Here is a 23,008-nt window from a genome sequence, read left to right as displayed (position 1 = left end):
TGTCCGGCGATCCGGTTGATCGCCGGACAGGCGGCGACAGTCCATAGGGGCGATCGCGGGATGCTCACCCGCACGGCCCGTGCCCCGAGCGCCCCGTCCTGAGCGACCGCAGGATGGGTCCATGCCGAACCCTTCCCCGCCGCGTGCCGCCGCGCTGACCGCCACCGCCCTCCTGCTGCTGGCGGCCCTCGCCGGATGCGGCGACGACGACGGCTCCGCGGACGAGGACCTGTCGGTACAGAAGCTCAGCTGGGAGGACTGCCCGGAACCGTCCGACTCCGAGGGCGGCGGGGACGCTCCGTCGCCCCTGCCGGACGGCGACAACTGGCAGTGCGCGACCTTGAAGGCGCCCCTGGACTGGGACAAGCCCAAGGGGGACACCATCGGTCTCGCGCTGATCCGCGCGCGGGCGAGCGGCGCCAAAGGCCGGCGCATCGGTTCGCTGCTCTTCAACTTCGGCGGTCCGGGCGGCTCGGGCGTCACCACGCTCCCCGCGTTCGGCAAGGACTACGACGAGCTGCGCACCCGCTACGACCTGGTCAGTTTCGACCCGCGCGGGGTCGGCCGCAGCGCCGGTGTGAAGTGCGAGGACAGCGAACAGCTCGACGAGTACTTCCAGCAGGACGCCACCCCGGACGACGACGCCGAGCAGCGGACTCTTCTGGACAGCACGAAGAAGTTCAACAAGGCCTGCGAGAAGAACTCCGGGAAAGTCCTCCCCCACGTACGCACCACCGACGCGGCCCGCGACATGGACCTGATGCGCCAGGTCCTGGGCGACGACGAGCTGCACTACTTCGGTATCTCGTACGGCACCGAGCTGGGCGGCGTGTACGCGCACCTGTTCCCCGAGAAGGTCGGGCGGGCCGTCTTCGACGCGGTCGTGGACCCGACGCAGAACTCCGAACAGGGGTCCCTCGGGCAGGCCAGGGGCTTCCAGTTGGCGCTGGACAACTTCGCCGAGGACTGCGCGTCCAAGGCGGAGGAATGCCCGCTCGGCGGCAGCGCGCAGGACGTGAAGGACCGGATCGCCAAGCTGCTGGCGGACCTCGACGGCGAACCGATCCCGGGCATCTTCCCGCGTCAGCTCACCCAGACCGCCGCCACGAGCGGCATCGCGCAGTCCCTGTACTCCAAAGAATTCTGGGAGTACCTCACCGAAGGACTCCAGCAGGCGTACGACGGTGACGGCAAGGTCCTGATGCTGCTGTCCGACTCGATGAACGGGCGCAATGAGGACGGCGAGTACAGCAATATCAGCGCCGCCAACGTCTCCATCAACTGCGCGGACGACAAACCGCGTTACACCGCCGCCGACGTGACGGCGAAGCTCCCGGAGTTCCGCGAGGCCTCTTCCGTCTTCGGCGACTATCTGGCGTGGGGGATGGTCGGCTGCACCGACTGGGCGGTGGCGGGCGACGCCGACCACCCCGATGTGAGCGCGCCCGGAGCGGCTCCGATCCTCGTGGTCGGGAACACCGGTGACCCGGCGACCCCGTACGAGGGAGCCCGGAAGATGGTGGATTCACTGGGCAAGGGGGTCGGTGTCGAGCTGACGTACAAAGGTCAGGGGCACGGGGCGTACGACAGCGGGAACAAGTGCGTGCGCGGCGCGGTGAACGGCTATCTGCTGAACGGCGAGGTCCCGGCGGCCCGCACGGTCTGTTCCTGAGGCCAGACTCACGAAGTGGCAGGTCAGAGGGTTATCCACAGGGCTCAGCTGTGCTCGCGGAGATTTGCCTACTATGGCCTGACTGTCATCCGCGACATCGGCGGACGACGATGAGAGGGGGGAAGTTCATGGCGCGTATCGCACGGTGGACGGCACTGGCCGCCGCCGCGTTGCTGGTGGCCGGCTGCAGCGGCTCGTCCGGGGACGACGGAGGGAACGACAAGAACGACGACGCGGGCAGGCCGCCGGGCGCTGCGTCCTCCTCCGACGCCATGCCGGGGCTGCCCGCCTCACTCACCTCGCAGAAGCTCGACTGGAGCAGGTGCAAGGCCACCGAGACCGGCCCCGCGCCGGGCGGGGACTGGCGGTGTACGACGCTCAGGGTGCCGCTGGACTGGGCGAAGCCGGCGGGCGAGACCATAGGACTGGCGCTGATCCGCAGCGAGTCGAGCGGATCCTCGGACGACCGCATCGGCTCGCTGCTGTTCAACTTCGGCGGACCCGGCGGCTCGGGCGTCGACTATCTGCCGCCGTACGGGCCGACGTTCGCGAAGCTCCACGAGCGGTACGACCTGGTCAGTTGGGACCCGCGTGGTGTCGCCGCCAGTGAGGGCGTGCGCTGCCGCAGCGACAAGGAGGTCCAGGCGGCGGAGGCGGTCGACACCACCCCGGACACCTCCGCCGAGGAGACCGCGTTCCTCAAGGACTCCACGGACTTCGGCAAGGGCTGCCAGAAGTCTGCGGGCAAGCTCCTGGGACATGTCTCGACGACCGACACGGCCCGGGACATGGACCTGATGCGGCATGTCCTCGGCGACCGGAAGATGCACTATCTCGGCATCTCGTACGGCACCGAACTGGGCGGCGTGTACGCCCACTTGTTCCCGAAGAACACGGGTCGGCTGGTCCTGGACGCGGTCGTCGACCCGAGCGCCGGCACAGTGGGCCACGCGGAGAACCAGGCCAGGGGTTTCCAGCGCGCTCTGGAGGACTACCTCGATTCCACTGGCCAGGACCCCGAGCAGGGCTCTCAGGAGATCGCGGCCCTGCTCAAGCGAATCGACTCCGAACCGCTGCCGACCACGAGCGGCCGTGACCTGACACAGCAGCTCGCCCTCACCGGCATCGTCTACCCGCTCTACAGCAAGTCGTCCTGGCCGGCCCTCACCAGTGCGCTCGAAGCGGCCGAGGACGGCGACGGTACGGAACTGCTCGCGCAGGCCGACAGCTACAACGACCGTGACGCCTCGGGCCGCTACGGCACGACCACGCATTCCCAACGGGTCATATCGTGCTTGGACGACAAGGAGCGGCCGACGCCCGAGGAGGCGAAGAAGCGGCTGGCCGAGTTCCGGAAGATCTCGCCCGTGTTCGGGGATTCGATGGGCTGGGACACGGCCGGCTGGTGCCACGACTGGCCGGTGGCCGGGCAGTACGAGACGCCGGAGGTGAGCGCGCCCGGCGCGGCCCCCGTCCTGGTGGTGGGCAACACCGGCGACCCGGCGACGCCGTACGAGGGCGCTCGCAAGATGGCGGACGAGCTGGGCAAGGGCGTCGGCGTGCAGCTCACCTGGAAGGGCGAGGGCCACGGGGCGTACGGGAGCGGGAGCGACTGCGTCGACAACACGGTGGACGACTATCTATTGGACGGATCGGTACCGGACGACGGCAAGGTCTGCGGTTCGTAGCGGCCCCGGCCGCCCCCGCCCGGATGACGGGAAGGGGCCCGGCACACGCGGTGCCGAGCCCCTCTCCGTACAGGGTTCGTCCTTGCGGGGTATGGCTAGTAGATCGGCTTCTCCGGCTCGATCTGGTTGACCCAGCCGATCACGCCGCCGCCCACGTGCACGGCGTCCGAGAATCCGGCCGACTTGAGGACCGCGAGGACCTCCGCGCTGCGGACGCCCGTCTTGCAGTGCAGGACGATCTTCTTGTCCTGCGGCAGGGCCGCCAGGGCGGTGCCCATGAGGAACTCGTTCTTCGGGATCAGCTTGGCGCCGGGGATCGAGACGATCTCGTACTCGTTGATCTCGCGGACGTCGATGATCTCGATGTTCTCGCCGTCGTCGATCCACTCCTTGAGCTGCTTGGGAGTGATCGTCGAGCCGGCGGCCGCCTCCTGGGCCTCTTCGGAGACGACGCCGCAGAAGGCCTCGTAGTCGATGAGCTCGGTGACGGTGGGGTTCTCGCCGCAGACCGCGCAGTTCGGGTCCTTGCGGACCTTGACCTGGCGGTACTGCATCTCCAGGGCGTCGTAGATCATCAGGCGGCCGAGGAGCGGCTCACCGATGCCCGCGAGGAGCTTGATGGCCTCGTTGACCTGGATGGAGCCGATGGACGCGCACAGCACGCCCAGGACGCCGCCCTCGGCGCAGGAGGGGACCATGCCGGGGGGCGGGGGCTCCGGGTAGAGGCAGCGGTAGCAGGGCCCGTGCTCGGACCAGAAGACGGAGGCCTGGCCGTCGAAGCGGTAGATCGAGCCCCAGACGTACGGTTTGTTGAGCAGCACGCACGCGTCGTTGACCAGGTAACGGGTCGCGAAGTTGTCCGTGCCGTCGACGATCAGGTCGTACTGGCTGAAGATGTCCATCACGTTCTCGGCTTCGAGCCGCTCTTCGTGCAGGACCACGTTCACATAGGGGTTGATGCCGAGCACGCTGTCGCGGGCCGATGCCGCCTTGGAGCGGCCGATGTCCGCCTGGCTGTGGATGATCTGGCGCTGCAGGTTCGACTCGTCGACCTCGTCGAACTCCACGATGCCGAGCGTGCCCACGCCTGCGGCGGCCAGGTACATCAGCGCCGGCGAGCCCAGGCCGCCGGCGCCCACACAGAGCACCTTGGCGTTCTTCAGCCGCTTCTGCCCGTCCATGCCCACGTCGGGGATGATCAGGTGGCGGGAGTACCTGCGGACCTCGTCTACGGTGAGCTCAGCAGCTGGCTCGACCAGGGGTGGCAGCGACACGGGGACTCCGTTGGTCGGTCAATCACTACAGTTGTTCTCCCGGTAACACTGCCACGCCCTTCTTCATTCCGAGACACCCGTTCCGATCCGCGAGACGAGTTCGTCCCAGTAGCCGGGCAGACTCTCCCAGGGGTCGGCCGCGCCTCCCCGGTCCGTGCGGTCGGTGAAGTAGATCGTCGAGGCGCCCTGCCAGCGGGCGATGCGCAGAGCCTCGTCGAGATGCCCTCGGGGCATGCCGTGGACGAAGTGGCAGAAGCGCTCGGGCGGGTATTCGGCGGTCCACTCCGCCACCTGCGACCAGCGGTAGTCGCTCCAGGGCCCGGAGAAGGTCACCAGCTGGTCGGCGGTCTCGGCGTAACCGGGATACGGGTGGGTGCCGTGGCCGAGGACGATGTGGCCGTCGCCGAGGAGCGCCCGCAGGGTGTCGGCCGTGCGCCGGATCTCCGGGAGCGCTGTCCGCTCCGTGGGACAGCGGTCCAGCAGGAAGCCGTCGACCTGGTACCAGTCGAGATAGCGGTGTGCCTCGGAGACGAGTTCACCGAAGGCGCGTGCGCCGTAGGTCACGTCCAGGTGGCCGAGCACGCGGACGCCCGCGTTGCGCAGGCGTCCGGCGGCTTCCAGACAGTGGGGGTCGGGGCGGGCGCCGGGGCCGTCGGAGACGTTCAGGACCACCCAGTCCAAGGGGGTCCCTGGGCGGGTGAGCCGGCCCCATTCGACCGGGGCGACCAGGGGGTGCGCATAGCCGGGGACGCCGAAGCCGATCCTCAGGTCCGTGCTCGCGGTGCCCGTCGGTGTGCTGGTCAGATACGACATGCGGCCTCCATCCAGATGTCGGCGAGGGATTCCTCAAGGTTGATCCGGGGGCGCCAGCCGAGCCGGTCGCGTGCGGTGCGCACGTCGGCCTGCTGCCAGCTGCCGCAGCCGTCCGGGTAGGGGTACGCGGCCGGGGCCGTGTGCTCTGTTTCGGACCGGGGGTGGCCGATGGATGGCCTGGCGGAGCCGGGAATCCCGTCGAGCTCGTGGAGGGCTCCCCCGTAGCCGGCGACGCGCGCGAGGACGGAGGCGGCGTCGCGCAGACGTACGGCCCGACCGGATCCGATGTTGATGACGCCCTGCGCGGCGGAGAGGGAGGCGGCATGGACGGCACGGGCGACGTCGCGTACGTCGATGAAGTCACGCTGGACACCGAGGCCGGCGAGTTTGAGGTCGCCGTCACCGGACTGCATGGCGCGGCGCATGGCTTCGGCGAGCCGCCCGAGCGGGGAGCCCGCCGGGGTGCCGGGTCCGCACGGCGAGAACACCCGCAGGACGACGGCGTCCAGGCCGGAGCCCAGGACCAGTTCGGTGGCGGCGAGCTTGCTCACGCCGTAGGGGCCACCGGGGCGGGGCACGGCGTCCTCGGCCGTGGAGGAGCCGGGCTGGCTGGGCCCGTACTCCGCGCCGCAGCCGATCTGTACGAGGCGTGCCCCGCACCCACTGCGGCGCAGTGCCTCACAGACGGTGGCGACGGCGACGGTGTTGTGCCGGGTGAGCTCGCGGGCACCGCCGCGGGTGGCACCGGCGCAGTTGACGACGACCCCGGGGTGCACCGCGTCCAGGAAGCGGGTGAGCGCCCCCGGGCTGCCGCTGGCGAGGTCGAAGCGTACGTCCGCGTCGTCACCCCGGCCGAGCGCGGTGAGCTGCACGGCCGGGTCCGCGAGGAGACGGTCGGCGACGAAACGGCCCAGGTATCCGTTGGCACCGATCAGCAGCACCCTCATCGGGCGGCTCCCGGGGCGGACTCTCCGATGCGGAGGGTGATCATCTGGCGTTCTCCTTCAGGGTGTTGCCGTGGGTCGTACGGAAGGCCCGCGGTGTCGGCCCCGCGGGAAGGGGTGTGCCCGGCGCGGAGATCCATCACGAACCTCCTGGGGCCGGGAGTCGGTGGCGGTTCACAGTGCGTCGCCGTGTGCCGCATGGGTGGAGGCCCGGGTGAGGGTCCTGGTCGCGTGGAGCAGGAGGACGAGCGCCGCGGCCCCGCACACGAGAGCCGGGACGGCGCCCGCTCCCCATGCGTCGGTCACGGTCTCGACGGGCACGGCCAGCGCCTCGCAGCCGGGGAGGCGGCTGCCGAAGACGCTCAGAAGGGCCACCGCCTCGGCTACGCCCGCGGCCGCGAGCATGACGGCAGGGGCGCGCCTGAATCCGTGCACGGTGAGAAGCCGGGCGAGCAGGAGCAGTGCGCCGAGGGCGCCGGCCCCGGCGTACGCGACGCGCTCGTCCAGTACCGCTCCGCACAGGGCGAGCAGGCCGCCGAGGATGCAGAGGAACAGCACGAACACGCCCAGGAGCAGGGGTTTCACGGAGGATGCGAAATCCTCCAGGGCGCGGCTGGTGGCCAGGCGACGGCGGGCGCGTACGGCGAAGAGGTGGGCGCACCAGGCCGCCGGGGCGCAGGCCACGCTCAGGGCCAGGACGGACGCGAGGGCGATCGGCCAGGAGCTGCCGGGGCTGCCGGTGGGCGGTCCGTCGGGACCGCCCTCGATGGCGGCGGCGAGCAGGCCGTCGCCGAGGAGGGCGTAGGCGACGAGCCAGTAGGTCCACGCGCGCGTGGACGGTGTAGGGGACCAGGGCCGCGTGGCGTGCAGGGGGCCGCGGCTGCGGGCCGCGCGCACCGCGAGGGCCACGGCCAGTACGCCGACGACGGTCACCGCGAGGCGCGGACGGCCTTCGGTGTACCGCAGTCCGGTCACGACCGCCGCGCAGAGGGCGCCCGGCAGCAGTGTGCGCACGGCCCAGTCGGCATGCGCTCTGGGGATGTCGCGTGTCTCGGGCCGCGGTGCGGTGTCGCCGGCGCGGGGTACTCGCGCGTACATCTCCTCCGCGAGGGAGAAGACGTCCCGGTGCCGGAAGTGGGTGGCGGTCCGGTCGGTCACGCCGTGCGCCTCCAGGGCCGCCGCGATCTCCAGTGGGTCCACCGCGCGCTCGCACAGCTGCCGATGGCGGTGCATCAGGGCCTTCACCGGGTCGGCGGCACCGCGACGGGCGGAGGGCGTGCGGTCGTCGGCGGCCGGCTCGCTGAGCTGTTCGCCGACCTGGCCGTGAACCGAGCCGGGGACAACGGCCGTGTCCACCGGACCAGGAGCCTGCCGGTCGGAGATTTCTCGTTCGGAAATCCGCCGGTCGGAAATCCGCCGGTCAAAGGCCTGCTGTACGGCAGCCTGCCCCTCGGGAACCCGCGGGCCGGGAACCTGCTGGTCGGCAACTTTCTGGTCGGCAGCCTTCTGGTCGGGAAGCAGTGGGTCGGAAACCTGCCGGTCCGCAGCCGAAGGGGAAGTCTCCGCCGTGACCGTCACGGCGTCCCACGCCAGCCGGGCATACGTCGCCGTCGAGGACCCCTGCTGCGGTTCCTGCTGCGGTCCCTGCTGCGGTCCCTGCTGCGGTCCCTGCCGAGATTCCGGCTGAGGCCCCGGCAGGGAGCCCCGCTGCGATCCCCGCTCGAACTCCTGCCGTCCATGCGCGGCGCGTGTCTCGTCAGGCCGGGTGGCCGAGCCCTTCGACCAGCTGGGCCGCGAGCCCGCCGACCCCGGTTCGCCCGGGCGTGCGTCCGCGATTCTCGACTCGCCCAGCTGCACGTCGACCACGCGGGTCTCGCCGGGCTGGATGTCGACCACCTTGATCTCGCCCACCTCGGCGCTCATGGCCCGCGAGTCCCCGAGGTCTACCGACGGCCCGGCCTCCGTGTCCTCGGTGGCGCCGCCGGTGGTCCGGTCGGCTGCTCCGATCCGTCGCGCGTTCACCACGCCCCCTCTCCCACGGGCACCGGCTCGCCCGGAGCGAGCCCCAGCGGGACACCCCGTACCGGCGGTCCTGCCGCCCAGCCCGGGCTCGGTCTCCCGGCCACCGGCCGCGTCCCCGGTTCCGGCCACCGGCCCGGCACCTGCGCCTCGACGGGTATGGCGAACGGAAGAGGTTCGCCCGACGCGTCGACCCCGACCCGCCGGACTGGACAGCGCGAGATGATATCGAGGTAAATGCTGTGAAATGCCATGATGTTCTGCTCAACGGTGAACAGTTCCAGGGCTCGGGCACGGGCGGCGGCGCCGAGGCGCGACCGGCGCTCCGGGTCACGCAGCAGGGCGACGCAGGCCTCGGCGAGCGCTCGCGGATTGCGCGGCGGGACCACGAGCCCCGTACCGCCGATGACCTCGACGACCGCGCCGACGTCCGTGGACACCGTGGCACGCCCGGAGAACATCGCTTCGACGAGGCTGATGGGGAAGCCCTCGACGACGCTGGACAGGACGACGAGGGCGCCCGCCGCGTAGGCCTCGGGGAGGGTCGGTACGTCCGGTCCGCCGATCTCCTCGAAGGAGACCGGGTTGTCGCCGACGGCGTACACACCGGCGGCCTCGTCAGGGAAGAGTTGGGCGGCCAGGGCCTTGCACTGCGCCAGATAGGTCGCGCCCTCCGGTCCTTCGGCGGGCGCGCCGACGATCCGCAGCCGCGCCTTCGGCTCCTCCTTCCGGATCGACGCGAAGGCGTGCAGCAGCGAGATCAGGTCCTTGGCGGGCTCGATGCGCCCGACCCACACCAGGGTGTACGGGTCGGCGTGTTCGGCCCTCTCGCCCACCTCCGAGAAGCGGGACGCCTCCATGCCGGGATAGACGGTACGGATCCTGGTCCGGTCGGCGCCGCAGCGCTCCTGCCAGCGACGGGCGTGTGTGTTGCCGGGCGTGATGACCGTGGCCTGCCGGTAGGCCTCCGCGGCGAGCCGGCCGTGGAACGCCGCCAGCAGGGCCCGTGCCGGTGCCGACGCGGCGTGCCCCCGAAGATCCTCCCGCGGGCCCAGATAGTGCGCCCGCAGTTGTACTCCGTACTCCGTCACCAGCAGCGGTACGCCCGAGAAGTGGCGGGCGAGCAGTCCCGGCAGGGCCGCGGCGCCGCCGGACGTGGCGTGGCAGAGGTCGACCGAGCCGAGCCCGTCGTCGCCGTACCAGTCGAGGGAGAGGGGGCGCAGCGCGCGCTCCACCTCGGCGGCGACGGTGAGCAGATCCGGCACGCGGGCGGTGCGCGCGGCGCGCAGTGCGCCGGGCGCGCGGCAGGCGCGTTCGAGGGCGCGCACCGCGGACTCGGAGCGAAGGGCGCCGACCATGCCACCCTCGTCCCGGGCCAGTTCGGCGAGCCCGTACAACGCGCTGCCGAAACGGTCCGCCGTACCGGCCGAGGCCCCCTCGGCCCGCCCCTCAGCCCGCCCCTCGGCTCCGGCGAGAACCCCGGACGCCGCATCGGACGCCGGACCGGACGCGGCATCGGACACCGCATGGGACGCGGCACCGCCGAGTGCGTCGGCGGCGCACAGGGCCGCCGCCAACTCTTCGTAGCACTCGGCGAATCGGCGCCGGGCCCGTCGCCCGTAGGCGACGCCGTCGTCGTTCGCCGTCCAGAGCGGGGCGGTGCGCACACGGCTGACCTGGGAGGGGAGCCGGATCCAGCCCTCGTCCTCCTGCTGCTCGCTGCGGCTCAGCGCGTAGATGTCGAACTCGTGCTGTCCGAGCCCGCGCACGAGCCGGTCGCACCAGAGCCTGGCCTCACCGCTCACATACGGATAGCCACCCTCCGTAAGCAGTCCTATGCGCACGACCGCACTCCCGATCTCCCGTGTGGGGAGCCGCCGTTGACCCGGCGGCTCGCAGCGGGACGAACGTATGCGGACATGGCGGTGGTGCGATGGACGGTTGTCCATCGCACCACCAGAAGGGGTGAACGGTCGTAACTTTCCCGTGCGGGTCGCGTTTCGTCGCGCTAGGAGATCAACCGGACACGTTTCGTCATACGGCGGCCAGTTGTTGACGGGCGGCTCGACGGGTCGCGCGACGGGCGGCCGCGACCGCCGGATCCAACGCGGGGACGGCGGCGAGCAACTGCCGTGTGTACGGGTCCCGGGGCGACTCGTAGACCTCGTCGACGGGGCCGTGCTCGACGATCCGACCGCTGCGCATCACCGCTACGCGGTCGCTGACCTGGCGTACGACGGCGAGGTCGTGTGCCACGAAGACCAGGGCGAGGCCGAGTTCCCGCCGCAGTTCGCCGAGTAGGGCGACCACCTGGGCCTGGGTGGTGACGTCGAGCGCGGAGACCGGTTCGTCGCACACGATGACCCGCGGGTCGGCGGCCAGGGCCCGCGCGATGCCCACGCGTTGGCGCTGGCCGCCGCTGAACTCGTGCGGGTAGCGGTCGTAGTGCGCCCCTTCGAGCCCCACCCGCTCCAACAGTTCCCGTACGCGCCCCCGTATGCCCCCTTCGTCTCGCTCGCCCCGCGCCCGAAGAGGGTCGGCGATCGACTCGCCCACGCTGCGCCGGGGGTTGAGGGAGGAGACGGGGTCCTGGAAGACCATCTGCACGTCGGGGCGTACCCCGCCGCCGGGGCTGATGCGTCCCGCCGTCGGTTCCAGCAGGCCGACCAGCATGCGGCCCAGCGTCGTCTTGCCGCTGCCGCTCTCGCCCACGATGCCGAGCGTCTCACCCCGGCGGACCGTGAGCGACACGTCGTCGACGGCCGCGAACGCGCGCTTCCCGCGCCCGAACTCGCGCCGCAGCCCGACCGCTTCCAGCACGACCTCGCCCGCCGCCGCACCGGATGCCGTGCTCACGGATGCTGTGTCGCCGGAGGCCGTGCCCCCGGTCGCCGTGACCGGCGCACCCTCGGCGGACACCGCGCGCGGCCCGCGCGCTCCCGGTGCATCCACGCGCTGTACGTCCATTCCCGGTACATCCACGCGCTGTACATCCATTCCCGGTACATCCACGCGCGGCACGTCCACCCGTGGGACCGCGCCCAGCAGTTCACGCGTATAGGGCTGCGCGGGCGCTCCGAGGACCGTGGCGACAGGGCCGTGTTCGACCACCCGCCCGTGCCGCATGACCAGGATCTCGTCGACGCTTCCGGCGGCGACGCCCACGTCGTGCGTGACGAGCAGGAGACCCATTCCGGTCTCCTCCCGCAGCGTGTGCAGCAGGTCCAGGATCTGGGCCTGGACGGTCACGTCCAGCGCGGTGGTCGGCTCGTCGGCGATCAGCAGGTCGGGCTCGCAGGCCAGCGCCATCGCGATCAGCCCACGCTGACGCATCCCTCCGCTGAACTCGTGCGGGCGCGAACGGGACCGCCGGCCCGCGTCCGGAATCCCGACACGGTCCAGCACCTCCACGGCACGCGCGCGTGCCGCCCGCCGCGACGCACGCGTGTGCACGCGGTACACCTCGGCGATCTGGTCCCCGATCGCGTAGTACGGGTCGAGGGACGACAGCGGGTCCTGGAAGACCATCGCGGCCCGCGCGCCGCGCAGCCGCCGCAGTTCGTCGTCCGACGCCCGCTGTACGTCGACCCCGGCGACCTCGACCGAGCCGCCGACGTACGCGCCCGTGCCCCGGTGCAGCCCCAGCAGGGCCGAAGCGACCGTGGACTTGCCCGAGCCGGACTCCCCGACCAGCGCGAGCGCGGCGCCCCGCTCAAGACGGAAGGAGAGCCCGTCCACGGCCCGCAGTGCACCGAACCCGACGGTCAGATCGGCCACTTCGACCAGACTCACGCCGGCACCCGATGCACTCCCTGTACCCCCTGCACTCCCGGCACTACCCCCTGCACTCTCTGCACCACTCTCTGCACTCCCGGTATTCACCGCACTCATGCCAGTACCACCCGTCGGTCGGCCACCGCGTAGAGCACGTCCGCGAGGGCGTTGGCGATGACGACGAAGAAGCCGACGACCAGGACCATCCCGACGACCACGGGGAGGTCGACGACATCGACGGCGTGGACCAGTTCCCTTCCGATGCCGGGCAGCCCGAAGAGCGTCTCGGTGAGGACCGCGCCGCCGACGGCCGAACCGACGTTGTTGGCGTTCAGCGCGATGACCGGGGCGAACGCTCCGCGCAACGCGTGCCGCCAGATGACCGAGCGCTCGCCGACGCCGTACGCCCGGAAGGTCCGGATGTGGTCCTCGGCCAGTGTCTCCAGCATCGACGACCTGGTCAGCCGGGCGAACGCGGCGGCCTCGATGAGCGCGAGGGAGAGCCAGGGCAGCAACAGGTTCCACGCCCATTGTTCGGGGTCGTCGGTGAGGTTCACGTACTGCGGGAACGGCAGCAGCTCCAGTTCGCCGCAGACGACGATCATCAGAACCAGGCCGATGACGAAGACGGGTGTGGCCACGCCCACAAGCGTGACGCCGGTCAGCACCCGCTCGGTAAGCCGCCCCCGCCGCCACGCCGAGAGCACGCCGGTGCCGACGCCGAGGATCAGCCACACCACCATCGACCCGAACACCAGCGACAAACTGACCGGTAGCTTCGTGAGGATCAGCTCGGTGACCTGCTGGTCGCTCTGGTACGACAGCCCGAGGCAGGGCGCCGGACAGTGCTGCACGGCGGTGCCGGTCGAGTAGTCCTGGCCGGTGACGAGCCCTTCCAGGAAGTGCCAGTAGCGCACGTACAGCGGGTCGTCGAGGCGCAGTTGGTCGGCGACCTGCTGGACCTGGGCGGGCGAGCAGCGCGGACCGCAGGTGATCTGGGCGACGTTGCCGGGGGTGACGTAGAAGACGACGTAGATGATCACCGAAATGGCGAACAGGGTGATCAGGACGCCGACGATCCGGCGCAGGACGAATCCCGTGAACCCACTCATGAGACACCTCCCCGCACCGACCCGCCGGACCTTCCGGTCACATCCGCGGCCTCAGCCACCTCCGCCACCTCCGCCACCTCCGCGGCCTCTATGGCCTCACAGGTCGCAACCACCCCGACCACCCCAGCTGCCCCAGCTGCCCCAGCCACCTTGGCCTCCCGCCTGCGCCCCGTCCCGACCCGCAGGCGCGAGGCCGCGCGCGGATCGAGGGCCGTACGGACCCCGTCGCCGAGGACCGTCAGCGCGACCACTGTCACGAAGAGCGCGCCCGCCGGCAGCAGTAGGTACTGCGGTGCGGCCTGGTACCAGACGTCGGCGGCGGTGAGCATCTGCCCCCACGACGGTGTCGGCGGCTTCACACCGACGCCGAGGAAGGACAGGGCCGCCTCGACGCTGATGTTCGACGGGATGAGGATCGCGGCGTACGTGATGACGGGCGCCGCGAGTCCCGGCAGCAGTTCGCGCCGGGCGATCCGCCAGGTGCCCCAGCCACTGAGCCGGGCGGCGGAGACATAGTCCAGCCCTTTGAGGGTGAGCGTCTGCGCGCGCACGATCTTCGCGATGTTGCCCCAGGCGATCAGGCCGATGACACCCGCGACCAGGACGGGCCGCGGGAAACCCGACGGCACGATCGCGAGCAGCGCCAACGACATGATCATCAGCGGCAGGGCGACGATGATGTCGGTGAACCGGCTCAGCAACTGGTCGACCCAGCGGGTCCCGAGCGCGGCCGCGACACCGACCACCACCCCGATGACGATCTGCACGACGGTCGCCGCCAGCGCGACACCCAGCGAGACGCGGGCTCCGTACACGAGCCGTGCGAACAGGTCGCGGCCGGTCTGCGGCTCGACGCCGAGCCAGTGTTCGCCGCTGATGCCGCCGAACGGTCCGACGGGCACACCGCCGCGCGCGGAATCGATCAGATCCGGGTGGTACGTGGTCGGATCCTGACCCTCGATCGCGGTGAGCAGCGGCGCGGCGAGCGCGATCAGGACGAGGGCGACGACGACGGCCGCCGCGACGAGGGCGGCGCGCTGTGCGCGCAGCCGCCGCCAGAACTGACGAGCCCCCGAGGCCCCCGGGGGAACGGAAAGGTCCGTTCCCCCGGGGGCCCGGGAAGCGACAAGTACTTCGCTCACGGCGCTACTTCACCGAGACCTGCGAGATGTCCAGCACCCCGGTCCAGTCGCTGATCACGATGTTCTTGACGTCCTTGCCGTACAGCCGCTTGTAGACCGGGTGGAACAGCGGCACGGTCAGCGCCTGCTCGCCGATCTTCTTGTCGAGCGCGCCCCAGCGGGTGGCGGCCTCGTCGAGGTCGGTCAGCTTGTTGATCGCGTCGATCTCGGCGTTGACCGACGTGTCGTCGAGGAAGCCGGTGTTGAAGTTGGCGCCGTCTTCGACGATCTGACGGCCGTCGAAGATCGGGGCCAGGAAGGGGCCGCCCGAGGGCCAGTCGGCACCCCAGTGCGCGAGGAAGAAGCCGGGCTCGGTCTTCGCGTTGTGGATCTTGTCGCTGTAGTCGTTGTCCTCCAGGCCCTGGAGCTTGACGGTGATACCGGCCTTCTTCAGGGCGTCCTGGATCGCGGTCGCTATCTCGGGGCTGGTCTCGAAGTCCTTGGCGTTGGAATGGGTGAGCGTCACGGTCAGGCCCTTCGCGTGCCCGGCCTCCTTCAGCAGTTCCCTGGCCTTGGCCGCGTTGCCGGACTTGCCCGCCGGGAAGTGGTCGTACGCGGTGTAACCGAAGGACTTCTGGTTCGGCAGGTACGTCGTCGCGGGCTCGGCCAGCGAGGACCCGCCCGCCGCGTTGATCACGGAGGTGCGGTCGATGGCGTACGAGATCGCCTGGCGCACCTTCGGGTCGTCGAACGGCTTCACCTTCGGGTTGAAGGCGATGTAGTTCGTGTAGCCGAAGTGCCCGGTGCCGACCCGCGCGGCCAGCTCCTTGTCACCGCTGACCTTGGCGAGTTCGGCGGGTCCGAGGTTCGTGTCGGCGGTCACGGCGGCGGCGTCCGCGCCCTGCGAGGAGGACAGCCGCTGGTTGATGACGGACGAGTCGAGCCCGGAGCGTACGTCGATCCTGTCGGGGTAGGCCTTGCGCTCGGCGTCCGTCGACGCGGACCAGTGCGTGTTGCGCTCCAGGGTCAGCCGCTCGCCGTCGTTCTCGTTCCTGACCACCTTGTACGGGCCGGACGAGACCGGGTGCTCCTCGTACTTCGTACCGGTGTCCTCGGCCTTCGGGACGGGCGCGAACTGCGTCTGCGTGGCGAGGTACGGGAACTCACCCTCGGGTTTGTTCAGGCGGAAGACGATGGTCCGCTCGTCGGGAGTCTCGATGGAGTCGAGGCCCTTCTTGTCCTTGTAGGGCCCCTGGTAGTCGGCCCCGCCGATCAGCCAGTCCCGCAGGTAGGGCGCGCCGCCGGAGAGTTCGGCTGCGAAGGACCGCTCGATGCCGTACTTGATGTCGGCCGAGGTGATCGCGCTGCCGTCCTCGTACTTGAGGCCCTTCTTCAGCGTGTACGTCCACACAGTCGCGTTCTCGCTGGGTCTGCCGGTGTCCGTGGCGAGGTCGGGGACGACCTCGGCGCCCTCGGCCCCGTCCTCGCGGTTGCGCGTGGTGAGCGTACGGAAGACGAGCGACGGGACGTTGCCGCCGCCGGAGGTGTAGAGCCGGGCGGGGTCGAAGTCCTGCTGCGGGCTGGAGTTCAGGACCGTGAGGGTGCCGCCCTTGGCCGGCTTCGCGTCCGCGCCGCCGGACGTGGCCTTGGCATCGTTGTCCTTTGGCCCGCAGGCGACTGCACCCGCTGCCACGGCGAGGCTGACGGATACGGCGGCCAGACGGCGCGCTGTGACGGACGATCGGCGCATGGGAGGAAACCCCTCGGAGAATTCGGCGAATACCGCGCGCGAACAGGGCACGGCGTGAGGAAGTGATCGCGGAATCGCCCCGAGGGCACGCCGGCACGAGAGTACGAAAGTACGAGAGCACTCCGGAAAACACTCGGCACCGTGATTCCGGTGCCGGTGAAATGACGAGAGAACGCCGACGCGCGCCAGGGGCGAGGGTCAGCGACAGTGAATGTCGGCCACGCAGAGCGCGGTCACGCCGAACAGCGCCAGCTCAAGGGCTGCGCGTGCGGAGACGTGACGAGGCGACATGCGAGAAAATATGAACGAACTTTCCCCGCCTGTCAATGTGAGCCGTCCGTCTCCCGACCACCCCTCGACCGCTCTCCGGCCGCCGCCCCGGCCGCCCCCGCGGCACGCCCGCTCAACTCGACGGGAACGGCCACGGGTTGGGCAGACACTTGATCCCGTCGTGGTTCAGGAACTTGGTCTGCTGCTGCATGACGGGGGCGAGCCCGCCGTCGACACTGCAGCTCACATGCCCGTACCCGAGCCGGTGCCCCACCTCGTGGTTGATCAGCATCTGCCGGTACGAGTACATCTTGTCCCCGTACGTCTCGGAGCCCTGAGCCCAGCGGTATGCGTTGATCATCACGCGGTCGGTGGCGGCCGAGTCGCAGGAGACGTTGTCCTCGGTGGTGTCGAGACCCGACTTGGCGCACCAGAACGCGGTGGTGCCGGGACTGGCGAGCGTGATGACGAAGTCGGGCTTTCCGGAGGAAATCCGCTCGAAGGTACGGCCGCCGCCGTGCGCCCAACTCCGCTTGTCGTTCAGGGTTTTCTGCACGGCCTGCGCGAAGAGCTTTCCGTCGAGGCCGAGGGATTTCTCCACGTCGACGCGGTAACTGTATTTCTGTCCGGTTCCCGGCGCCTTGTCGAAGCCGGTGATCGCGTCGAATTTCCCGCCGCCCTTGAGTTTGGCTGCCAGGGGGTATTTCGCCGCCATCTGCTGGGCGTACGACAGCGCCACCGCGCGCGGTTTCGTGGAGGGCGCCGGCCGCTTGTCGGTGCGCGACGCGGAGTCCTTGACCTCCCGGTCGGCGCCGCCGGCCGCCTGCGAGCGCGCGGAGTCGTCCTCACCGCCGTCGGCGACCTGGCCCGCCACGACGACGGCCAGCACGGTGGTGACGGCCGCGGCCGCGATGCCGGTGAAGGCACGGCCCTTGCCGCCCTTGGCCTTCTCCGAACGGGTGTCCGGCGTCTCGGGACCCCGGGGCGGCGGTGTCTTGTGCTCGACCTCCGCGTCCTGGTCGGGGACCTGGGCAAAGGGGTCCGCGCGCAGGGCCGCCGCCGCGGGTGTGGCGGCGCGCGGTGCGAACTGGTCGTCGCCGCCACCCTGACCATTGCCCCCGTCCCCGCCGAACGCGTCGACGTAGGCCTTGCGCGGGCCACTCGCCTCCGCCGCGCCCCGCGCGTACCGCTGCCCGGGGACGGGGATCGGCGCCCCCGGCCGGTCGCGCGGCGCGTCCTGGCCCGGACCGCGCGGAGAGCCCTGCGGAGACCCCTGCGGCGCTCCAACTCCGACGCCGACGCCGCCGACGCCGACTCCGTACCCGGTGTCCGTCCTCGCCGCGCCCCAGCCGCCGCCCGCCTCACGCTGCTCGGGGTGACCGCCGCGGACACGGGGCATGCCGTGGGCCGGGGTGCCGTCGGCGTTGCGCGACGCGCCCTGCGCCGGACCGCCACCGGGCAACCGGGGAAAGCCATGAGCCGGGGTGCCGTCCTGGAGACGCGGGAACCCGTGCGCCGGGGTGCCGTCCGGCAGCCGGGGGAACCCGTGGGCGGGCGTCCCGTCGGGCAGGCGCGGGAAACCGTGGGCAGGTGTGCCGTCGGGGAGCCGCGGCCCTCCGCCCGGCTGCGCCCCGCCCCGGTACTGGTCCGTGTACGCGGGAGCCCCACCGGCATACCGGGGGCCTCCGCCCGCGGGCGGCCGTCCGCCGGGACGCGGAACGCCCGGTCCGGGCGAGCCTCCCTGCCCAGGCAGACCCCCCTGTCCGGGCGGACCCCCCTGACCGGGCAGCCCCCCGGGCCCTTGCGGAACCCATCCTTCAGGCAGACGCGGCACCCCCCGAGCGGGTGCCCCACCCATCGGCGCCATCGGTGCCATTGGCGCCATCGGCGCCCCGGTGGCCGTCGCCGGTGTCGGTGTCTGTGTCTGTGTAGCGGACTGCGGCCCGCCCGGGGGCCGTCGGCGCCCCGCCGCTCCGGTGGTCCCCGTCTGCGGCCGGGCAGCCGGAACAGCGGGAGGATCGGCGGTGTCGCCCTTGGGGGCGGGCCCGCGCCGGCTGTGACGTCCCACGTCCCGCTTCAGCTCCTCGCGCCGGTAGCGCCGGTGTCGGTCAACTCGCCCGTGTCCGCGAGGAGTTCGCGGAAGGCCGTGGCCATGGTCTCCGGATACTCCATCATCGCCACATGCCCCGCGTCAGGCAATGTCAGCAACCGCGAGTCCCTGTACGCACGCGCCGCACGCTGTGCCATACGGTACGAGACGAGCTGATCGCGGCCTCCGTAGACAAGGAGTGTAGGCGCGAGCACCCGCTCGGCCTGGCGCCACAGTCCGTGCTGGCCGCCCAGTGTGTACGCGTTCACGAGGCCGCGTGCCGAGCGTGCCATGACGTCCCAGAAGTAGGGAAGGGCGAGCCGCCGCTCCATCTCCTCGACCGCGTTGCGGAACCCTTCCGGCGTCACCATGCCGGGATCCCCGTAACAGAGGGCGGTGACCCCCCGTACCCGCTGCTCGGCGGTCCAGCCCTTGGTCAAACTGGTGAACAGGGCCGCCACACCGGGCAGGGCGAGCAACGCCGTCGGCACCGCGCTGCGCTGCACCCGCACCTCGGGGAGCGCCGGTGAGACGAGCGTGAGCGTGCGGACCAGATCAGGTCGTACGGCGGCTACGCGCGTCGAGACGGCGCCGCCCAGTGAGTTCCCGAAGAGGTGCACGGGCCCGCGCTCGGCCGCGTCGAGATAGCGGATGACCGCGCGGGCGTGTCCGGTCACCGAATAGTCGCCGTCGTCCGGCGGCGGCGAGTCGCCGAAGCCCGGCAGATCGAGGGCCTCGCTGTCCACGAGGCCTTCGAGGAGCGGCATCAGCGCCGACCAGTTCTGCGAGGAACCTCCCAGCCCGTGCACGTACAGCGCGGGCGGCAGTCCCTCTCTGGCCGGCGGCCTCGAACGGACCGTCAGCGTGATCCCGGGGAGCCCGACCGTGCGCAGCCGTTCCCCCGCCGCCACCCTGACGGAACTGACCCTCGGCGCGACGGAGGTGGCCAGCACTGACGGCAGTTCGGTCGAAGACATGCAGCAATGTTACGAGACGATCACGCGCTGGATCGTGTGTTCGCCGTCACAGGGACAAGCCATGGCCCAACCCGATCGCGTAGCGCCCCGAACCCAGGTCTCATAGGCTTCGTGAACGAGGGCACTCGTACCAGCGCAAGAGCGCACTCGCACCGCTCGGAAGAGGACTCATGACTGTCGACCACACCGACCCCGAGGCATTTGAGGACACGGACGACGCCGGCGCGACCGAGATCGGCGCGGAGGCACCCGAGGCCGACGCCGCCGAGCAGCGGACGGATCTCGCACCCCGGCGGGACGACCGGCTGACCGACGCGGACCCGGACAACGCCAGCGAGGGAGACCTCGCCGAACAGGCGAGAGTCGTGGAACTCGACGAGGACGACTATCGGTGAACCGGCCCCGGGCGGTCCCGACGACCGCCCGGACCGCCGTGCCCGGACACCCGAGCATCCGTTCCCGGGCACGACACCGGGAACCCCACGAGCCCGCCATGACCACCTATGGCGCGATCTGCGCGGTTCCACCGACGTCCGGTCCGTGAAATTCTCCGCTCGCACCGCGCACACCACGGTTACCGAAAAGTACGATGGCCGCGCGGCGCTCACCGCATGTGGACAACTTTGGGAGGCGGCGTGACAGCCATCGAGCAGACAGAGGCGGCACGCCCGCGGGGCACACGCCTGCCGCGCCGTGCCCGACGCAACCAGCTCCTCGGCGCCGCCCAGGAAGTGTTCGTTGCTCAGGGATATCACTCGGCCGCGATGGACGACATCGCCGAACGCGCGGGCGTCAGCAAGCCGGTGCTCTACCAGCACTTCCCCGGCAAACTGGATCTATACCTGGCACTGCTCGACCAGCACTGCGAGTCACTGCTGCTGTCCGTACGGACCGCGCTGGCGTCCACCTCGGACAACAGCCTGCGCGTACGGGCCACCATGGACGCCTACTTCGCGTACGTGGAGGACGAGGGCGGCGCCTTCCGGCTGGTCTTCGAGTCGGACCTGACGAACGAGCCCGCGGTGCGCGAGCGGGTCGACAAGGTCACGTTCGAGTGCGCTGAGGCGATCTGCGAGGTGATCGCGGAGGACACCGGTCTGTCGAAGGCCGAGTCCATGCTGCTCGCCTCTGGCCTGGGCGGACTCGCCCAGGTGGTGGCCCGCTCCTGGCTGCACAGCGACCGCAGCGTGCCGCGCGAGCAGGCGGTGCAGTTGCTGACGTCGCTGGCGTGGCGGGGCATCGCGGGTTTCCCCCTGCACGGCAGCGAGCAGCACTGACCGCGGCCCGCCTCGGCGCATCGACGCCGACCGCCACTTTGTTCCCACAAGGTGTTCGCTCCTGGCGTTCTCGGGCGGAGCATGTACGTCCCCTCACCGGGCTAATGTGTGCTGCGTACGGCGCGGAGATACGCGCACATCAGTGACCGTCGGAGGGACATAGCCGTGGAGGTCAAGATCGGCGTGCAGCACGCGCCCCGCGAGATCGTTCTGGAGAGCGGTCAGACCCCGGAAGAGGTCGAGCGCGCGGTGTCCGAGGCGCTGGCAGGCAAGTCGCAGCTGCTCAGCCTCGTGGACGACCACGGCCGCAAGGTCCTGGTTCCGGCGGACCGCCTCGCTTACGTGGAGCTCGGCGAGCCCACGACCCGCAAGGTGGGCTTCAGCGCGCTGTAGGACGCAGGGCGCCGCAGAGCGCGGGAGAGGGGCCCGGAGGCCGTTGGCCATCGGGCCCCTTTTCCATGCCGGTCCCATGTCCGCTTCCGTGTCCCTTCCAATTGCGTGTCCGCTTCCGCTCCATGTCCGCTTCCGCTCCGTGTCCGCTTCCGTGTCCGCGTTTCACAGACGGAGCACAACTCATCCACACGGGAGGGTTGCATTCCGCAGGTCACGGGTATGACGGGCTACGACCGAAGTGCACACAGCCGTGCGGAAGGGACCCCCTCTCATGTTCTTGGAAGCGCTCGGCTCGGCCGTCCTCGGTCTGGCACTGGCCTGGGCGGCGGCACACCGCCTGCCGCACCGCCTGCCGGTCCGCAGGCTGGTCCTCCCGACGGGCGCCGCGGGCGGCCTCTTCGGAGCCTTTCTGACCCACACCGCACTGGGATCCGCCGGCTTCCTGCCGGTGATGCTCGGCGCGGCAGCCGTAGCCGCAGCCTCCGTCTCCCTGCTCCTACGCCCCGCGGGAAGACTCCGCCACCACCACTCGGCAACGGTCTGAGCGGCCCCGCCAAGGGGCGCCGGGAACTGCGCGGCAAGCCCCCACCGAACCCGCAGACGAACACCAGGAGGCCCCAGGGCTTCCACGGGGCTCCACGGGGCGCGGGGAACTGCACGAACAAGCCCCACCGGCCCGCAGACTGCCGACAACCGCTGCTGCCCGGGGGCAAAGGCTCAGGCGGCCAGCCCCAGCGCAGCCATCCTCTTCGTGTGCGCCTCGGTGATCCGCGAGAACATCCGCCCCACCTCCGCGAGATCGAACCCGTCCGCGACCCCGCCGACGAGCATCGTCGACAGCGCGTCCCGGTCGGCGACCACCCGTTGGGACTGCGACAACGCCTCCCCCATCAACCGCCGCGCCCACAGAGCGAGCCGCCCGCCCACGCGCGGATCCGCGTCGATGGCGGCCCGCACCTTCTCGATGGCGAACGACGCGTGCCCCGTGTCGTCCAGAACGGCCAGCACGAGCTGCCGCGTATCGGCGTCGAGCCGTGCCGCGACCTCCCGGTAGAAGTCACTGGCGATCGAGTCGCCGACGTACGCCTTCACGAGCCCTTCCAGCCAGTCGGACGGCGCGGTCTGCTTGTGGAACCCGTCGAGCGCGGCGACGAACGGCTCCATCGCCTGCGTCGGCTCCGCCCCGATCTCGGTCAGCCGGGCCCGCAACTGCTCGAAGTGGTGAAATTCGGCCGAGGCCATCTTCGCCAGCTCCGCCTTGTCCCCGAGCGTCGGCGCCAGTTTGGCGTCCTCCGCGAGCCGCTCGAACGCCGCCAGCTCCCCGTAGGCGAGCGCCCCGATCAGATCCACGACAGCGGCACGGTACTGGGGGTCCACCGAGGCCTTGGCCCAGCCCTGGGCGGCGACTCCGGTGGGTTCGGCGGGGGCGTCGGAAGGTTTGGCAGGCGTCGTCATGAAGCGCACAATAGCCCGCTCACCGCACGGCGTAAGGCCCTGGTCAATCAGTGTGACGACGACTACGTGACCAAATCGGCCATCGCATATGCGCGGATCCGGGGTATGGTGGTAATGCGCTCGCTGAGTTGATCTACGTAACCCGGCGGATCCGCACGAATGAGGATGCCCGGTCGGTGGCCCGATCGGCTCCGACCCGACAGCCCTCTCAGCTTGTACGGCACAGTGCGTACGGCACCCGGGGGGAACCCTCAGCGGTACGAACGCTTGAGCGTCGGCAGTGGTCCCGTGCCACCCCGGCCGCTGGTCAATAGCGGCCGACGTCCCCGGCACGGTCCCCGACACGACCCCCGCGCTCGCCTCGCACCGCGTACACAGAA

The 23,008-nt window shown here is 70.8% G+C and carries 19 protein-coding genes; 6 read left to right on the top strand and 13 right to left on the bottom strand.

Annotated features, from left to right (window positions below; translation table 11 throughout):
• Positions 1–121 precede the first annotated feature (121 nt).
• Together ACIOKD_RS06320 and ACIOKD_RS06315 are read left to right on the top strand one after the other, a co-directional pair.
• Positions 122–1,672, top strand: coding sequence for an alpha/beta hydrolase (locus tag ACIOKD_RS06320; protein ID WP_402078913.1), 1,551 nt, complete (start codon positions 122–124; stop codon positions 1,670–1,672).
• 128 nt (positions 1,673–1,800) lie between these two features.
• The gene (locus ACIOKD_RS06315) at positions 1,801–3,360 is read left to right on the top strand and encodes an alpha/beta hydrolase (RefSeq protein WP_402078911.1); all 1,560 of its coding nucleotides are present in this window, start codon (positions 1,801–1,803) and stop codon (positions 3,358–3,360) included.
• 95 nt (positions 3,361–3,455) lie between these two features.
• Here the strand turns inward: ACIOKD_RS06315 and moeZ are convergent, their stop codons facing one another.
• From moeZ to ACIOKD_RS06255, 12 genes are all read right to left on the bottom strand, one after another.
• Positions 3,456–4,634, bottom strand: coding sequence for an adenylyltransferase/sulfurtransferase MoeZ (moeZ, locus tag ACIOKD_RS06310; protein ID WP_402078909.1), 1,179 nt, complete (start codon positions 4,632–4,634; stop codon positions 3,456–3,458).
• Positions 4,635–4,697: 63 nt separating this feature from the next.
• Complete coding sequence (locus ACIOKD_RS06305) at positions 4,698–5,447, bottom strand: spherulation-specific family 4 protein (protein WP_402078907.1); 750 nt, start codon at positions 5,445–5,447, stop codon at positions 4,698–4,700.
• Positions 5,435–6,394 carry an NAD-dependent epimerase/dehydratase family protein gene (locus ACIOKD_RS06300; protein WP_402078904.1) on the bottom strand — a complete coding sequence of 320 codons (960 nt, stop codon included), beginning with the start codon at positions 6,392–6,394 and terminating at the stop codon, positions 5,435–5,437. Before ACIOKD_RS06300 ends, ACIOKD_RS06305 begins: the two co-directional genes overlap by 13 nt.
• A 171-nt stretch (positions 6,395–6,565) precedes the next feature.
• Positions 6,566–7,747, bottom strand: a complete 1,182-nt coding sequence (locus ACIOKD_RS06295) for a hypothetical protein (RefSeq protein ID WP_402079241.1) — start codon at positions 7,745–7,747, stop codon at positions 6,566–6,568.
• Positions 7,748–8,409: 662 nt separating this feature from the next.
• Positions 8,410–10,254 (bottom strand): DUF3492 domain-containing protein, encoded by a 1,845-nt coding sequence (locus ACIOKD_RS06290; RefSeq protein WP_402078901.1) that lies wholly within the window; start codon positions 10,252–10,254, stop codon positions 8,410–8,412.
• A gap of 190 nt (positions 10,255–10,444) precedes the next feature.
• Positions 10,445–12,202 (bottom strand): dipeptide ABC transporter ATP-binding protein, encoded by a 1,758-nt coding sequence (locus ACIOKD_RS06285; protein ID WP_402078899.1) that lies wholly within the window; start codon positions 12,200–12,202, stop codon positions 10,445–10,447.
• A gap of 95 nt (positions 12,203–12,297) precedes the next feature.
• Positions 12,298–13,296 carry an ABC transporter permease gene (locus ACIOKD_RS06280; protein ID WP_402078896.1) on the bottom strand — a complete coding sequence of 333 codons (999 nt, stop codon included), beginning with the start codon at positions 13,294–13,296 and terminating at the stop codon, positions 12,298–12,300.
• Positions 13,293–14,438 (bottom strand): ABC transporter permease, encoded by a 1,146-nt coding sequence (locus ACIOKD_RS06275; protein WP_402078893.1) that lies wholly within the window; start codon positions 14,436–14,438, stop codon positions 13,293–13,295. The genes ACIOKD_RS06280 and ACIOKD_RS06275 overlap by 4 nt, the downstream gene beginning before the upstream one ends.
• A 4-nt stretch (positions 14,439–14,442) precedes the next feature.
• The gene (locus ACIOKD_RS06270) at positions 14,443–16,167 is read right to left on the bottom strand and encodes an ABC transporter substrate-binding protein (RefSeq protein ID WP_402078891.1); all 1,725 of its coding nucleotides are present in this window, start codon (positions 16,165–16,167) and stop codon (positions 14,443–14,445) included.
• A gap of 198 nt (positions 16,168–16,365) precedes the next feature.
• A complete protein-coding gene (locus ACIOKD_RS06265; protein WP_402078889.1) occupies positions 16,366–16,458 on the bottom strand; it encodes an Ms4533A family Cys-rich leader peptide in 93 nt (30 codons plus the stop codon).
• A gap of 112 nt (positions 16,459–16,570) precedes the next feature.
• Complete coding sequence (locus tag ACIOKD_RS06260) at positions 16,571–17,971, bottom strand: DUF3152 domain-containing protein (protein WP_402079238.1); 1,401 nt, start codon at positions 17,969–17,971, stop codon at positions 16,571–16,573.
• Between the two features lie 542 nt (positions 17,972–18,513).
• Positions 18,514–19,503, bottom strand: coding sequence for an alpha/beta fold hydrolase (locus ACIOKD_RS06255; protein WP_402078886.1), 990 nt, complete (start codon positions 19,501–19,503; stop codon positions 18,514–18,516).
• Between the two features lie 170 nt (positions 19,504–19,673).
• On the opposite strand from ACIOKD_RS06255, the gene ACIOKD_RS06250 reads away from it, so the two are divergent.
• The 4 genes from ACIOKD_RS06250 (at position 19,674) to ACIOKD_RS06235 (ending at position 21,717) form a co-directional block, all read left to right on the top strand.
• Positions 19,674–19,898 carry a hypothetical protein gene (locus tag ACIOKD_RS06250; RefSeq protein WP_402078883.1) on the top strand — a complete coding sequence of 75 codons (225 nt, stop codon included), beginning with the start codon at positions 19,674–19,676 and terminating at the stop codon, positions 19,896–19,898.
• Between the two features lie 240 nt (positions 19,899–20,138).
• Positions 20,139–20,780, top strand: coding sequence for a TetR/AcrR family transcriptional regulator (locus tag ACIOKD_RS06245; RefSeq protein WP_402078880.1), 642 nt, complete (start codon positions 20,139–20,141; stop codon positions 20,778–20,780).
• 165 nt (positions 20,781–20,945) lie between these two features.
• A complete protein-coding gene (locus ACIOKD_RS06240; protein ID WP_055610545.1) occupies positions 20,946–21,173 on the top strand; it encodes a DUF3107 domain-containing protein in 228 nt (75 codons plus the stop codon).
• Positions 21,174–21,444: 271 nt separating this feature from the next.
• Positions 21,445–21,717, top strand: coding sequence for a hypothetical protein (locus ACIOKD_RS06235; protein WP_402078876.1), 273 nt, complete (start codon positions 21,445–21,447; stop codon positions 21,715–21,717).
• Between the two features lie 173 nt (positions 21,718–21,890).
• Here the strand turns inward: ACIOKD_RS06235 and ACIOKD_RS06230 are convergent, their stop codons facing one another.
• Positions 21,891–22,628, bottom strand: coding sequence for a ferritin-like fold-containing protein (locus ACIOKD_RS06230; protein ID WP_402078873.1), 738 nt, complete (start codon positions 22,626–22,628; stop codon positions 21,891–21,893).
• Positions 22,629–23,008: the final 380 nt, after the last annotated feature.

The organism is Streptomyces sp. NPDC087844, assembly GCF_044742785.1.
Taxonomy (GTDB): domain Bacteria; phylum Actinomycetota; class Actinomycetes; order Streptomycetales; family Streptomycetaceae; genus Streptomyces.
Note: the sequence above shows the minus strand (reverse complement) of the source record. Positions and strands in the feature narration are given on the sequence as shown.